The organism is Paenibacillus sp. XP01 (assembly GCF_057364885.1).
Window position 1 is genome coordinate 5009925 of record NZ_CP139481.1, and the last position, 14169, is coordinate 5024093.

Annotated in this window: 14 protein-coding genes; 4 read left to right on the forward strand and 10 right to left on the reverse strand. The window is 54.1% G+C overall.

Annotated features, from left to right (window positions below; genetic code table 11):
- Positions 1–23: 23 nt before the first annotated feature.
- The 9 genes from yqeH to SNR34_RS22610 all read right to left on the reverse strand — a co-directional run bounded on the left by yqeH (position 24) and on the right by SNR34_RS22610 (position 8582).
- Positions 24–1151: a ribosome biogenesis GTPase YqeH gene (yqeH, locus tag SNR34_RS22570; protein ID WP_486180206.1), complete on the reverse strand. Its 1128-nt coding sequence runs from the start codon at positions 1149–1151 to the stop codon at positions 24–26.
- On the reverse strand, positions 1148–1675 hold the full coding sequence (locus tag SNR34_RS22575; RefSeq protein WP_236421271.1) for a YqeG family HAD IIIA-type phosphatase: 528 nt from the start codon (positions 1673–1675) through the stop codon (positions 1148–1150). The genes yqeH and SNR34_RS22575 overlap by 4 nt, the downstream gene beginning before the upstream one ends.
- 110 nt (positions 1676–1785) lie before the next feature.
- Positions 1786–3999, reverse strand: coding sequence for a transglutaminase TgpA family protein (locus tag SNR34_RS22580; RefSeq protein WP_486180207.1), 2214 nt, complete (start codon positions 3997–3999; stop codon positions 1786–1788).
- Positions 3996–5231: a DUF58 domain-containing protein gene (locus SNR34_RS22585; protein WP_236421300.1), complete on the reverse strand. Its 1236-nt coding sequence runs from the start codon at positions 5229–5231 to the stop codon at positions 3996–3998. Before SNR34_RS22585 ends, SNR34_RS22580 begins: the two co-directional genes overlap by 4 nt.
- A gap of 16 nt (positions 5232–5247) precedes the next feature.
- Positions 5248–6204 carry an AAA family ATPase gene (locus SNR34_RS22590; protein WP_236421269.1) on the reverse strand — a complete coding sequence of 319 codons (957 nt, stop codon included), beginning with the start codon at positions 6202–6204 and terminating at the stop codon, positions 5248–5250.
- A gap of 195 nt (positions 6205–6399) precedes the next feature.
- Positions 6400–6750, reverse strand: a complete 351-nt coding sequence (spoVAE, locus tag SNR34_RS22595; RefSeq protein WP_236421268.1) for a stage V sporulation protein AE — start codon at positions 6748–6750, stop codon at positions 6400–6402.
- Positions 6751–6753: 3 nt separating this feature from the next.
- Entirely contained in the window at positions 6754–7770 is a 1017-nt protein-coding gene (gene spoVAD / locus SNR34_RS22600) for a stage V sporulation protein AD (RefSeq protein ID WP_486180208.1), read from the reverse strand.
- The gene (gene spoVAC, locus SNR34_RS22605; RefSeq protein ID WP_236421266.1) at positions 7767–8273 is read right to left on the reverse strand and encodes a stage V sporulation protein AC; all 507 of its coding nucleotides are present in this window, start codon (positions 8271–8273) and stop codon (positions 7767–7769) included. The genes spoVAD and spoVAC overlap by 4 nt, the downstream gene beginning before the upstream one ends.
- A gap of 171 nt (positions 8274–8444) precedes the next feature.
- A complete protein-coding gene (locus tag SNR34_RS22610) occupies positions 8445–8582 on the reverse strand; it encodes a hypothetical protein (protein ID WP_339273894.1) in 138 nt (45 codons plus the stop codon).
- A 234-nt stretch (positions 8583–8816) separates the two neighbouring features.
- Between SNR34_RS22610 and SNR34_RS22615 the strand changes: the two genes are divergently transcribed.
- The 3 genes from SNR34_RS22615 (at position 8817) to SNR34_RS22625 (ending at position 10530) form a co-directional block, all read left to right on the forward strand.
- Positions 8817–9890, forward strand: a complete 1074-nt coding sequence (locus SNR34_RS22615) for a M42 family metallopeptidase (protein WP_236421264.1) — start codon at positions 8817–8819, stop codon at positions 9888–9890.
- A 156-nt stretch (positions 9891–10046) separates the two neighbouring features.
- Complete coding sequence (locus tag SNR34_RS22620) at positions 10047–10376, forward strand: hypothetical protein (protein WP_236421263.1); 330 nt, start codon at positions 10047–10049, stop codon at positions 10374–10376.
- A 28-nt stretch (positions 10377–10404) separates the two neighbouring features.
- Positions 10405–10530, forward strand: a complete 126-nt coding sequence (locus SNR34_RS22625) for a hypothetical protein (protein WP_290371509.1) — start codon at positions 10405–10407, stop codon at positions 10528–10530.
- A gap of 122 nt (positions 10531–10652) precedes the next feature.
- Here the strand turns inward: SNR34_RS22625 and SNR34_RS22630 are convergent, their stop codons facing one another.
- A complete protein-coding gene (locus SNR34_RS22630; RefSeq protein ID WP_236421262.1) occupies positions 10653–11363 on the reverse strand; it encodes a metal-dependent hydrolase in 711 nt (236 codons plus the stop codon).
- 331 nt (positions 11364–11694) lie between these two features.
- On the opposite strand from SNR34_RS22630, the gene nirB reads away from it, so the two are divergent.
- The gene (gene nirB / locus SNR34_RS22635; RefSeq protein ID WP_486180209.1) at positions 11695–14124 is read left to right on the forward strand and encodes a nitrite reductase large subunit NirB; all 2430 of its coding nucleotides are present in this window, start codon (positions 11695–11697) and stop codon (positions 14122–14124) included.
- Positions 14125–14169 lie beyond the last annotated feature (45 nt).

Genomic DNA, 14169 nt, shown 5'->3' on the forward strand with positions numbered 1-14169 from the left:
GGATGCTCGCCGCAACCGTCATTTTAAATCAAGGATGGGCGGAGAAGCACGCGGATGCCTTTTGGCGCATGCACCGCAACCAGTGCCCCGTTCTCTCCGTTCGCCTTGATCCAGCCCAGACCGGAAATAAAAATGTCGGACTGGCTGCCGCGTTTGATGCGGAACTCGTGCCGGGTCCATTCAGGCATGTCCGCCGCGTTCTCGCGCGTCGGCGGCGACAGCAGCTCCCCGGCATGGTCGCGGTACAATTCGTCTGCACGCTCCAGCTTCGTGCGGTGAATGCTTAATGCGTTGCTGATATAACACGTAAAGGATTGGCGGTCTCCCTCGATGAAATCGAAGCGAGCCATGCCGCCAAAGAACAACGTCTGGCCTGCATTCAATTGATATACCGCCGGTTTAAGCGGCTTTTCCGGCATGATCGCGCCCAGATCCTTGCGGGACACGATCTCGCTGAATCGCCATGGATACATGATTCCGGGCGTATCGATGATATGTTTGCCATCGTCCAGCGGAATGTTCACCATGTCCAGCGTCGTTCCCGGATAACGGGATGTGGTCAGTTCCTGCTCCAGATCGCTGTAGTCGCGGATCAGCCGGTTGATCAGGGTCGATTTGCCGACATTGGTTCCGCCCACGACATATACGTCGCGGTCCCCGCGGTACTCGGACACCAGTTCAAGCAAACGATCGAAGCCCTGATTCTGCTTGGCGCTGCACAGCACCACGTCCACGGTGCGCAGCCCTTGCTCCTTGGCCTGTTTCTGCACCCAATTGCGGACTTTGTTCCAATTCGTTACTTTGGGCAGAAGGTCCGTTTTGTTGACGACCAGCAGCACCGGATTGTTGCCGACGAAACGCTGCAGTCCGGAAATGATGCTGCCGTCAAAGTCGAACAGATCCACGATATGGATGACAAGCGCGTCCTTATTCCCGATTTTGCTGAGCAGCGCCAGGAATTCGTCCTGGTCTACCGTAACGGAAGAGGATTCGTTATAGTTTTTAATGCGAAAACAGCGCTGGCAAATGACCGGTTCGCGATCCAGCGCTTTCTCGGGGATGAAGCCGGGTTTTTCCGTATTTTCCGTCTGCAGATGCGCACCGCATCCGCTGCATTTCACGGCAAGTTGGCCGTTATGCGTTTCTGTCATTTCTTTTTATCCTCCTCAAGCCATAAGCCTTTCTTGCTCAAACGGGTAACGGCTATTCGCTCCACGCGCCGATTGAACCGGGTCATGAAGCCTTCGTCATCGATGGAGATGGGCAACACCAGCACCGTGTACAGTCCGAGGCGGTTGCCGCCAAACACATCCGTAAGCATCTGATCGCCAACGACCATCGTTTGTTCCGGCGTCAGGCCCATCATGTTCATCGCTTTGCGGAACGGCACGTTCGACGGTTTGCGCGCGCTGTGCACGTATTGGATGTCCAGCGGCGTCGCAAATACCGATACGCGGTTCAAATTGTTATTGGATACGATGATCAGCTTGAAGCCGACCTCTTTCACGCGCGCAAACCATTCGATCAGCTCCGGCGTGGCGTCGGGCGCTTTGGCTCCGACGAGCGTATTGTCCAGGTCTGTAATAATCCCGCGATAGCCTTGGGCATACAGTCCTTCCAAATCAATATCATAAACCGTGTCCACCCGAAGTTTGGGCATCAGCATTTTAAACAAAAAAAGTCACCTCAGTTTCATACGACACACTATATCACAAATCCATCTTCCCTGAAAATGCATCCAGCCCTGCCGGACAAGAAAAAGGAAAAAACGGGACAGGCCGAGGCTTAGGCCTGTTCCGCTTTCAGTTCCTTGCGCAGCCTCTGGGCTGTCTCATAAACCTTCTTCCAGTCATCGGCATGAACGGTCGCCGGACTATATCTGGCCTGCTCGAACGTGCGGAGCAGCTCCCCGAAGGTCCCCGCCGCCGCCGGTTTCGCCTGGCTCCAACGAACCACCGATTCCCGCAGCGTTTCGTCGCCGCTCCGCTTCAGCCCTTTTCGCTGCGCGTAACGAAGCCAGCGCTCCGTTTCCGCAATCACTTTTTGCTCTGGCGTCAGCGGGCCGCCGCTCCGAAGCCGGAGCAGCAGGAAACGAAGCGACAACCGGCTGCGCCAAAACATATATCCGATCCACAGCACAAGGATTGCACTGGCCATCCAGATCACGAAGGACGGAAGCGCAGACTTGGCCTGCTCCGGTGCCGCTGCCTGCTCCTCTTCTTCCTGCACCTGCTCTTCTTCCGGTTGCTCTTCCGGCTCGTCCGCAGGCTGCACCTCCGGCAATTCGGTCAACAGCGGCATGTCAAAGCCCGGCGTCGCTTCAACCGGAATCCATCCGTATTCGCCGAAGTAGATTTCGGCCCAGGAGTGGGCATCCGCATTCGTTACGGTATACGTCGTTTCGATATCGGCACCCGGCTGGCGCGGAGCCTGCATGTCCGAGTTCAGGGACAGCTGCCCGGGAGCATATCCTTTAACCCAGCGTGCCGGAATGCCCTCGGAACGGGCCATCATGACAAGCGCCGTAGAGAAATAGTCGCAATAGCCCTCCATCACTTCGAACAAAAAACCATCGACGAAGTCATCACTGACTTTCCGGGACAAGTCCGGGTTGTTCGTGTAACTAAAGTTTTGCTGCAAATAGTTTTGCAGTAATGCCACCTTTTCATACGGCGTGCTTGCGGCCCCCGTAATTTCGCTGGCGAGATCTTTAACCCGCTGCGGAAATTTGGAAGGCATCTGCAAATACATGTCGTCGGCCGGATGACTATCGTACAAATCGTCGTACGTTTTGGTTCGTAGCTCATCCACCACGATGACCGGGGCCTCGGATACCACTGTATATGTTTTGGGATATTGGGGCTGATTGCGGTTCGTCACCACATGCAGTTCGGCCTGGTCGGCGTTCCAAAGCATGCGGTTCGACTGCTGCTCGCCTTCCACCGAGCTTACCTCGGAGATCGAATAGGCACCGAACAAAATGGGATAAACGTTGTCGTTCAGCATCGTGACTTTCTGCGTAACCTGCTTCGTTTTCCCGCTGCCCGCATCGTTGTTCTCCAATGCCTCGCCAGGCTGCACGGCCTCGGCCGATACTCTGCGGTTGTCGTCCCAGCCCGTGCCTGTATATTCTTCCCGCGTTTCCCCGCGCCAATAACTGCGCTCACTGGTCGTGACCGACATGACGGGAGTATAGTCAAAATTGAATCCTCCGCCCAACTGGTTGTCTTCCCGGCTGTACCCGGACTCGGTGGAGGTTGGGATGTCCAGCGTACCGTTTCCCGCCTCGATCGAACCGCTTCCGGTATAGTTCCGCCATGCCGTATACGGGTCCGTCAGGGTTGGCGGAACCTCGGGCATATTTACGCTCGCCACGATGATCAATGAAAAAATGATGGCAATGTTGGCGATAATTTTGTACGGATACCGAATCAGCCGTTTCCACCCTTGCGGATATTGCAATTGGAAGCTGCGGAAATGCTGGCATACCAGCCACCCCATCCCCGCAAACATGACCCAAGCCACTTCGGTCCAGAGCGGAATCCGGGTGAACGAATCCAAAATGCCCATGGACACGATGTTGATCCCTAAAAAGACAAGAATGCGCCGTTTCGTTGTCACCAGCCGGTGCGCCGCCTCCAGCATGGCCCATGCACACAGCGAAAACCAGACATAAGGAACCATGTGCAGCAGAAATTGCTCCGTTCGCTCCGTAAACGTTCCGTAAGGGATATATACCGAGTAATCCACTAAGGTTTTATGCAAAATAAAAAAGATAGCGATGACTTTGATGACCGTTCGATACAACAGTTTAAGCGGCAATATAATCTCCAAAACGCATACCGCCGCCATCGTCCAAAGCACCAGCGACGTCGTCTCCGTGTACCAGGATTCCTCGGTAAACGAGATCCACTGCAGCCCGATCAGGAAAATCCAAAGCAGGGATGCCGCATGGTACCAGGACCGTTTGCCTCTCGACAAATCTATAGGTGCGCTCATGCGGCTCCTCCTCCCATCACGGTCGGAAGCTCCTGCAGGCTGGAAACCGTAAACGCCCTCGTTCCCCGGCTTCGCAGCAGGGCAGTCCATTCTGCGCTTTGCCGCTCTTCCTTGATATCTACTAAAATGTGGCACGGCGTCATGCCGCGCTGATCTGCCCAACGCAGCAATTCAAGCACCTTCTCATCCTTCTGGGGAGAAACGACGACAAAATAGGCTCCTTGCGGCAGCTGGCGTGCCAATCTTTCCACACCAGGCAGCAAGCGTGCATCCCGACCGTCATGTTGAACGTCCACCAGATGATGAATCATCCTTTGCCGATCCAGCAAGCTCTCGCTGGGCGGAATCAGGGAAGGCTCGTCCGACAGCGTCATGAGTCCCATCCCCATTCTCTCCCGCGTGCCATACTCCAGCAGCGAGGCTACGGTGGATACGGCCAGTTCAAACGCCTCCGATCCCGCGTAGCTGGCGGCAAGCGCATCAAGTACAAGCACCGTTTTGGGAATGGATTCGTGTTCGAACTCCTTCGATTTCCACGTTCCCGTCCTTGCGGTTGCGTTCCAATGGATTCGGGATAACCGGTCACCGTATACGTAATCCCGCACCCCGTTGATTTGGGTCGTTTCGCGCCGCGAACGCGTCATCGCCGTCTGCGGCCCTGCCAATCTCGACTTGCGGTCATACAGCTGCCAAAACGGAATGAACACGGTTCGGGGGAGAACCCTGAATTCGCTATGCGCCTTGAAGGTGCCTTTGTGCTGAACGAGACCGAATATATCCTCGCTGGTGCACTCGGTATCCAGAAACGCATATTTCCCTCTTTCCAACGGAGGCGTCTGAAAGGTCAGTTCCCCCGTCCCCCGCATATTCGGCAGCAGGCTTTCCCGGAAAGACCAGGATTCGCCGTTATGGCGTCGCAGCATTTCCTTTACGACGACATAAGGAAGAGGCAGAAATCCTGGAATGCTCAATCGCAACCGAACCTGGACCTGGTCTCCCGCGTGCAGAAGCTCCTCGTGATCCTGACCCGACGAAAGGAAACGTTCCCCTCTGGCACGCCTAACCCCGCCCAAACCCGCAATGACGAGATACACGCACAACAAGGTTACCATCGACAACAGCATAATGGACGTTTTGCCTCCCTGAAACAAAACGTAAGCCAGACAGCACAGCCACACTGCCGCGATGCTCCACGCGCGGGGATGGCGTAGCTTTTTTCTGACCGAACCCATGATCTGTTTCATGATTTTATTGCCCCATCGTGACAGGCACGCGGACCTGATGCAGGATGGAAGCAAGCGCGGCTCCTGAACTCATGCTGTCCAGCCTTGCCTCCGGACGGAGCACGATTCGATGCGCCAGAGCGTAAGGAGCCATCGTTTTCACGTCGTCCGGAAGCACGTAATCGCGTTCCTGCAAAAACGCGAAAGCTTTCACGGCCATCATAAACGAGATGGCTGCCCGCGGGCTGGCACCCAGCAATACCGACGGGTGGGAGCGCGTGCTGCGAACGATGTCGAGCAGATAGTCCATGACCGGCTCGCCAAGGAACACATCCTTGATTTCCTGCTGGATCACCGAGATCTGTTCCATGTTGGTCACCGACTCGAGCCGGTCGACGGGCTGTCCCGACTGGTGCTGCTTCAGCAGCGTTTTTTCAATATCCTTGTCCGGATAACCCAGACTGATCTTCAGCATAAAACGGTCCAGCTGCGCCTCGGGAAGCGTATACGTCCCTTCAAAGTCGATGGGATTTTGCGTGGCGCAAAGCATGAACGGATGTGGCAAATCGTACGTATCGCCGTCCACGGTCACGCTGCGCTCCTCCATGACTTCCAGCAGAGCGGATTGGGTTTTGGTGGTCGCCCTGTTGATTTCGTCCGCGAGCAGAATGTTGGTCATGACAGGACCCGGACGGAAATAAAAGCGCTCGTCGCGCGGATGGAATACCGATACTCCAGTAATGTCGCTTGGCAATATATCAGGATTACATTGAATGCGGCGGTATTCGCCGCGCATCGATTTGGATAAGGCCTTGATCAGCTGCGTCTTGCCGGTTCCGGGTACGTCTTCGATCAACACGTGTCCACCTGCAAGCAATGCTGTGAGCAAAAGCTGGATTTCAAAGGATTTCCCCATAATGCACGATTCCAGATTGGAACGGACTGCCGAAATGATTTGGATCGATTCTTTGCGCACAGGCATTTGGTCTAAACCTCCTAAAAAAGCAAACAGATTTCCTTTTATTGTACATGATTGTAGGTCCTGAGTACACTCGAAGGAAATCGCAATTTGTTTCCAGCCGCCGCCTCTGCCGCAAAGTTTGTCCATTTACGACAAAAAAGCCCGGAGATTACCGGGCCATTGCCATTTTGCTTTTTGCCGCTGAACGCCCGGCGATTATCCTTTGGGACGGACGACCAATGCCGCCAGAAAGGAAAAAATAATCGCCGAGGAAATGCCCGCCGCGGTCACGTCAAAGATGCCCGTAATGACACCGAGCCATCCATCGCGTTCCAATTCGGTCAGCGCCCCATGAACCAACGAGTTGCCAAAGCTCGTAATCGGAATGGATGCCCCCGCGCCAGCGAACTTGACAAGCGGATCGTACCATCCGAACGCATCAGCCAACGCACCAGCCACGACCAGCGTACTCATCGTATGCGCAGGGGTCAGCTTGACGCCGTCCATCAAAATTTGCCCAATCACGCAGATGAGGCCCCCGATGATAAAAGCCCACAAAAACTGCATCGTTTAATCCTCCTTTTCAATGGCGACCGCATGCGCGATGCATGGAATGCTTTCACCCTGTTGGTACGATAGCGGGGACAGCAAAGCCCCTGTAGCAACGACGAGCACCCGCTTCAGTTCGCCTTCCTGCATTCGGTTCAATATGTGGCCATACGTTACAGTCGCCGAACAACCGCAGCCGCTGCCTCCTGCAACGACTTGGGGCTGCTTGTCCCGATCATAGATCATCAAACCGCAATCGTTGAACGTCGTCTGCTCCATAGAGATACCTTCCTTCTGAAGCAATTCCTTTGTGATCGGCAGTCCCACGGAAGCCAGATCGCCGGTGACGATCAGGTCGTAATAACTGGGGTCAAGCTGGGTATCCCGGAAGTGGGAGACGATGGTATCGGCTGCTGCAGGAGCCATCGCAGCGCCCATGTTGAACGGATCCTTAATGCCCATGTCCATGACTCTTCCGATGGTTGCCCTTGTAACGGCAGGGCCTTCTCCGGTACGAGCCACGACGCCGCAGCCTGAACCGGTAACGGTATATTGGGCATACGGCGGCTTCTGCGAGCCGTATTCCGTCGGATAGCGGAACTGCTTCTCCACCGTGCAATTGTGGCTCACCGTACCGGCCAACACGTAATCTCCGGCTCCGGAATCGACGATCATGGAGGCCAGCGCCAGCGTTTCCATCGATGTGGAGCACGCCCCGAACACGCCCAAATAAGGCGCTCCCAGCTGCCTTGCGGAAAAGGAGCTGCTAATGATCTGGTTCATCAGGTCACCGCCAACGAAGAAATGAAGCTCCTCCTTGGTGATATTGGCATTGATCAGCGCCAGTTGAGTCGCTTTTTCCAGCAGTTTGCGCTCCGCTTTCTCCCACGTCTTCTCGCCCATTTCAAGCGTGTCGTATACATAGTCGAAATCGGAAGCGAGCGGTCCCTGCCCCTCGTCCGGCCCTACGACCGTCGCTCGGCCGATGAGACGGGGACGGCTGTCGAACTGCCAGGTCTGACGGCCGACCCTTTTCATAAATGCCCACCCCCGAATCCGAGAAAGGCATACACGACGCCGATAATAAACGCGGCGACGACGCCAAAGACGATGACCGAGCCGGCCAGCTTGAACATGTTCGCACCGACGCCGAGGACAAGGCCCTCCGCCCGATGCTCAAGCGCGGCGGAACACATGGAGTTGGCGAACCCGGTTACAGGCACGGCCGTTCCCGCTCCGGCCCATTGGGCGATTTTGTCGTAAACGCCCAAACACGTCAAAATGACCGAAATCAAAATCATGACCGCCACGGTAGGACTTGACGCTTGCTTGGACGTCATGTCAAAGCCTGCCATAAAAGCCTGTTGGATCGCTTGTCCGATCAGGCAGATCGTGCCGCCCACAAAAAAGGCCTTAACGCAATTGCCCCAGATCGGCCGTGCCGGTTCATGTTTTTTGGCAACCTTCTTGTACTCCTGCTCGCTGATGGATATGGACGATGCTTTTTTCCCACTGCCGAATCCCTTCGTTTGAGTTGGCAAGGTGAAGACCTCCTTCGAAATGGAATCACGCTGCTCACAGCATGTTGGAGTCAATTCCTCTCTACATTGTTTGTTATTGCTCCCAAGGTTATGTATCCGGCAAATCGAGGCATTTATTTCCAAAGCAGCTCAAGCCCGCAACCGGATGTCGGAGGTTTCAATACTCTAGCGTCACAAATAAATCAGGACGATCACGAGCAGCATAAACAGTACGATGATGATGATCTCTTCTTTTCTCTGGTAATCCGGCTTCATCGTTGTCTCCATCTCCTTCAGGGGTCCGAGTCCGTTCCAGTTATGCATATTCACAAACCATGCTGCCAGACAGGGGCATGTGCGGAGATTTGCAGACCTTCTACGCGGCTGTGGGTTATTCCACCTTTCCTATACATGACGCAAACATGGACATTTGGGATAACAACGTTCATACTATGATGTGACCAGTGGTTAATTTGTCTTTCCTTTTCCGGAAAGCCATCCGTCCGGCAGCCGTTCTGCCGCGACTTCGTTTACCTTACATACAAACAGAGGAGTTGGTTATGCATGAATCAAAAAACGCTGGACATGTTTCGCACATTGACCGAATTTCCGTCCGTTTCGGGTTTTGAGCGCGAACTGCGCGCTTGGATGAAAGAACAAATGTCGGCTTACACGCAAGAATTCGTTCAGGACCGATTGGGAAGTCTTTTCGGCGTACTGCGCGGGGAAGAAACCGGACCGAAAGTCATGGTAGCCGGTCATTTTGACGAAGTGGGCTTTATGACGACAGGCATTACGGAGACCGGCATGATCAAGTTCCGTCCACTCGGCGGATGGTGGAGCCAGGCCGTGCTGTCGCAGCGATTGCAGATCATTACGCCCGATCGCCGGATTACAGGCGTAGTCGGATCGACACCTACCCATTTGCTGGACGAATCCCAACGCAGCAAACCCGTCGATCTGAACCACATGTATCTGGACATCGGAGCGGATAACCGGGAAGAAGCCGAATCATGGGGCATCCATCCAGGCATGCAGATCGTGCCGATCTGCGAGTTCACACCGCTCGCCAATCCGAAAAAAATCATGGCGAAAGCTTGGGATAACCGTTACGGGGTTGGCTTGGCGCTGGAACTTTTGGAGGAACTGCACAAAGAACAGCTGCCGAACACGCTCTACAGCGGCGCAACCGTTCAGGAAGAACTGGGTCTACGCGGTGCTCGTACGGCAGCGAGCCTCATTCAGCCTGACATTTTCTTTGCACTCGATTGCAGTGCAGCCAATGACATGACCGGCGACAAACAATCGTTCGGACATATCGGCCAAGGCGCCCTGCTGCGAATCTTCGACCCGACCATGTTCACCCACCGCGGCATTGTGGAATACGTGCAGGATACGGCTTCCACGAATCAGATCAAAATGCAGTATTTCATCTCTCCGGGCGGCACGGACGCCGGACAGGTTCATCTGAGCGGCATCGGGGTGCCTTCTACGGTCATCGGCATTTGCGCGCGCTACATCCATACGTCTTCTTCCATTATCCATACGGATGATTACGATGCGGCGAAAGAGCTGCTCGTGAAGCTGGTCAAAGGTCTGGACCGGACCACGCTGAATACCATTATTGATAACGCCTGAGCGATCGTAATAACAGATTGGGGCTGTCCCGTAGGTCATGAAAATGACGAGGGTCAGCCCCTATTTCTTTTCAGGTCGAGAACCTTTCATCCGAAGATTTCATAAGATAGAATACATAAGCAAGTTCCAAACCGAGAAAACAGCAGGTGATCCGTGATGGCAACCGGAAGGAAAGGGAAAACAACCAGATCATCCAATAAAAATTCAAATAAAACGAACGTAGCCAACGATCTGCTGAACGGAAGCCTTTCAAGCAAAAAACTGGCTTTCATCGTCGCGGCTTTGCTTGTTAGCGGCAAATTAAGAGTTGACGCCGTTACGCTATTCCGGGGAGCAACCTTGCTGGTTACCTTGACGGGACGATATAAAACGTTGAAGGATTTTCAACCGAGCAATGCGGATCAATTGAAGGATTTTCTGGATCAGAATGGAGATATGACCATCAATGACATCATTCAGGTTTTCCAGCAGCGAATGAATTCCTGATGCAGGATGCGGAAGGTGAGGGATTGTTGTGGAATCATCCGCTTTCGATGGCGTCGGCTTTGCCGAATTGCTGATTGCTTTCATTCTTATTATGCTGTTCGTGTTCGGATCAACGGACATCGAAACTCTGTCCGGTGCACCCACCAGCGGCTAAACCATTCAACATGCGAAGCGGATTTGCTCTATGGCTGCGCATAGTTAAAAAAACGCCAGTCCCGCATCATCGGAACTGGCATTTTTGGTTCGAACGTCATTTGCGGTTGCCTGGCCGGCCATTCATAAAAACATCGGCGAAAAGGCGATCCAGGCCAAAATCAGCGTCAACACGATACATACGTTTTCAACCACGGCCCCATGCCTTGATCCGGTGCTCATCAAGTTGGCGCGGATCCGCCACTTCAATGGCGGCAACGGCTTGATGCCGCGATTCGTCAGCGAATCGGCAAGAAGATGCATGGCATAAGCCGAACCTCCGGCCAGCCAGATGGCATCCCCCTGCTGCTGCTGGGTTGTCGCATACAACAGCCCCGTCCATACGGCGGTTCCATACAGCGTATGCGTAAGCCCCCGATGCGTGAGCGTGGTGCAGAGCATGAGCAAGCTTCCCCCGATCAAGTTCCAGGGTGCAAGCGAATGGCCATAAAACACAAGGCCAAGCCCGATCGCAAACATCAACACCTTGCGCAGCGACCTGGACGGCAAAAACGAAACGAGCGCGATCAGCGCGGCAAGCAGCAAATTCCACGGTTTGGCCGGAACGACAAAATAAACGAACACGGCCGCAGGAAGCAGAATCGTTTGCAGCAGCCGAAGCAAGCCGTTTGGCAGCGCCTTGGACACCAGCAAGGAATTCGGTTCGTCGATGTCCGGCAGCAGCGAACCGATTAACGCCGCGGCAACGGCAGGAACGGTTACAGGCACGCCCGCAAATTGAAGGACAGAAAGAGAAACGCCTGTCCCGATAATGAGGTGGGATCTTCCCATCATGATGCCATAACATCCTTTCGCAAAAATAGGGAACAGGGACGGTCCGTCTTTTATCATACAATGAAAGCGAAATAAGAACAATAGTTCGCATTCATCGTTTGCCTTGATCCTCCATTTTGTGGTAGTAGCGCGTATATCCCATTCATACATGAAAAACACAAATAATAAATTTTCGTTTTCGTGAGCCCCGTCACACTTTTAAATTAGTGATCGTTTTATCGTTATTAGTGAAAAATATCACATAATATGTCGGCTATGTCATGTATGATTCAAATATGGACCACTAAAATTCGTGGTAACGCACAGTGTACATCCAAGGAGGCATATACACATGAACGGGAATAGAGAAAAGTTAGTTATTATCGGAAACGGCATGGCAGGAATCAGCACGGTGGAGCAAATTCTGAAACTCAGCTCCCGCTTTGACATTACCGTCATTGGAACAGAACCTTATCCCAACTACAATCGCATCATGCTTTCTTATGTGCTGGAAGGCAGCAAAACGATCGACGACATCGTGCTGAACGATCTGCACTGGTATGCGGACTACGGCATTACACTGCATACAGGCACAACCGCTACACGGATTGACGCGGAAACACGCGAAGTCGTAACCGACGCGGGCACAACCATTCCTTATGACAAAGTGATCATCGCAACAGGCTCCAGTTCGTTTATCCTTCCGGTTCCGGGACATGACAAACAGGGCGTCGTCGGTTTCCGGGACATCGCGGATTGCAACGAAATGCTCGAGGCGGCCAAGCAATACAAAAAAGCGGCGGTCATCGGCGGCGGACTCCTCGGCCTCGAAGCGGCTAAAGGTCTCGTGCAGCTCGGCATGGACGTTACCGTGGTGCACTTGATGCAGGACTTGATGGAGCGTCAGCTTGATCCGCAAGCCGCAGCCATGCTGAAGGCGGAACTGGAGCGACAAGGCATCAAATTCAAAATGGGCGCGGAAACGAAGGAGTTGATCGGCGGCGAGCGCGTGCAGGGCCTTCGATTCGCCGACGATTCGGTGCTGGATGCGGATTTCGTCGTGATGGCGGTCGGCATCAAGCCAAACACAAGCGTGGCCCGCGAGAGCGGCATCGAAGTGAACCGCGGGATCGTGGTTAACGATTATTTGCAAACCTCGATGGAAAACGTCTATTCTGTCGGCGAGTGTACCGAGCATCGCGGCACCTGTTACGGCCTCGTTGCCCCATTGTTCGAACAGGGCATGGTTCTGGCGAAACATATTTGCGGCGTGGAAACCGCCCCGTATGAAGGCTCGGTGGTATCCACGAAACTGAAAATCTCGGGCGTCGACGTGTTCTCGACAGGTGAATTCCTTGATCGTCCCGAACATACGATCATTTCGCACAAAGACGACTGGAAACGCACGTACAAAAAAATATTGCTGCGCGACAACATCATGGTCGGGGCCGTGCTGTTCGGGGACATCTCCGATTCGGCCGAGCTGCAAAAATGGATCAAACAACAGGCGGTAATGACCGATGACCTGTACGCTTCACTCATGGGTACCGGCTGCGGCGGCCACAAAAAGGCTACCTCCGTGGAAACGATGCCTGAAGACGAGATCGTTTGCGGCTGCAACGGCGTTACCAAAGGGGCCATCGTGGATGCCATTACCAATCAAGGGCTGAGCAGCGTGGACGAGATCAAAGCCTGCACGGGTGCAACCCGTTCTTGCGGCGGCTGTAAACCGGTCGTGGAACAGATTTTGCAATATGTACTTGGAGACGGCTTCACAAGCGGAGCCAAACAAGGCATCTGCAGCTGTACCTCGCTGAGCCGGGACGAAATCGTGGCCGAAATCCGGGAAAAAGGACTGCAAACAAGCAAAGAAGTCATGAACGTGCTTGGTTGGTCCCAGCCTGAGGGATGCTCGAAATGCCGTCCAGCCATCAACTATTACCTGGGCATGATTTACCCCGACACCCATGAGGACGAGAAAGAATCTCGTTTCGTGAACGAACGCATGAACGCCAACATTCAAAAAGACGGTACGTATACCGTTGTACCTCGCATGTATGGCGGGGTAACTACGCCGGAGGAACTGAAACGCATTGCCGACATTTCGGTGAAATACGACGTCAAAGCCGTGAAAGTAACGGGCGGGCAGCGGCTCGACCTGATCGGGGTTAAGAAAGAAGACCTGCCACAAGTATGGGCCGAACTGGATATGCCTTCAGGTTACGCGTACGCCAAATCGCTGCGCACGGTCAAAACATGTGTTGGATCGCAATTCTGCCGCTTCGGTACGCAGGATTCGATGGCCATGGGCGCGCTGCTGGAGCGCAAGTTCGAACGCCTTGATCTGCCTGCCAAATTCAAGATGGCCGTGAACGGCTGCCCGCGGAACTGCGCGGAATCGTGCACGAAGGATATCGGGATCGTGGGCAACGATGGCGGCTGGGAGCTGTTCATCGGCGGCAATGGCGGCATCAAAGCCCGCTTGGCCGACTCGCTCTGCAAAGTGAAAACCGACGAGGAGCTGATCGAGCTGTGCGGCGCGATCATCCAATATTACCGCGAAACAGGCAATTATCTGGAGCGGACGTCGGAGTGGGTAGAGCGCATCGGACTAGAGCAGATCCGGTCGGTCGTGGTAGACAATATCGAGGAACGCAAAGCATTGATGGCCCGAATCGAGTTCGCCTTACAGCAAGTCGAGGACCCTTGGAAAAAAGCATTGCGGAACGAACAAGGACAAAGCAAGCTCTTTCAAGGCATCGAGGTGGCAGCTCGTCCATAAACCCAGGCACCTTCCGCCCCGGCCTCGGTCGGGGTTTTCATAGAT

Excerpts from the sequence above, each read along its gene's own strand:
- yqeH (WP_486180206.1), bottom strand. The coding sequence starts at position 1,151 with ATGACAGAAACGCATAACGGCCAACTTGCCGTGAAATGCAGCGGATGC.
- spoVAE (WP_236421268.1), bottom strand. The coding sequence starts at position 6,750 with ATGCAGTTTTTGTGGGCTTTTATCATCGGGGGCCTCATCTGCGTGATT.
- spoVAD (WP_486180208.1), bottom strand. The coding sequence starts at position 7,770 with ATGAAAAGGGTCGGCCGTCAGACCTGGCAGTTCGACAGCCGTCCCCGT.
- SNR34_RS22580 (WP_486180207.1), bottom strand. The coding sequence starts at position 3,999 with ATGAGCGCACCTATAGATTTGTCGAGAGGCAAACGGTCCTGGTACCAT.
- SNR34_RS22585 (WP_236421300.1), bottom strand. The coding sequence starts at position 5,231 with ATGGGTTCGGTCAGAAAAAAGCTACGCCATCCCCGCGCGTGGAGCATC.
- SNR34_RS22615 (WP_236421264.1), top strand. The coding sequence starts at position 8,817 with ATGAATCAAAAAACGCTGGACATGTTTCGCACATTGACCGAATTTCCG.
- SNR34_RS22620 (WP_236421263.1), top strand. The coding sequence starts at position 10,047 with ATGGCAACCGGAAGGAAAGGGAAAACAACCAGATCATCCAATAAAAAT.
- SNR34_RS22590 (WP_236421269.1), bottom strand. The coding sequence starts at position 6,204 with ATGCCTGTGCGCAAAGAATCGATCCAAATCATTTCGGCAGTCCGTTCC.
- SNR34_RS22630 (WP_236421262.1), bottom strand. The coding sequence starts at position 11,363 with ATGATGGGAAGATCCCACCTCATTATCGGGACAGGCGTTTCTCTTTCT.
- nirB (WP_486180209.1), top strand. The coding sequence starts at position 11,695 with ATGAACGGGAATAGAGAAAAGTTAGTTATTATCGGAAACGGCATGGCA.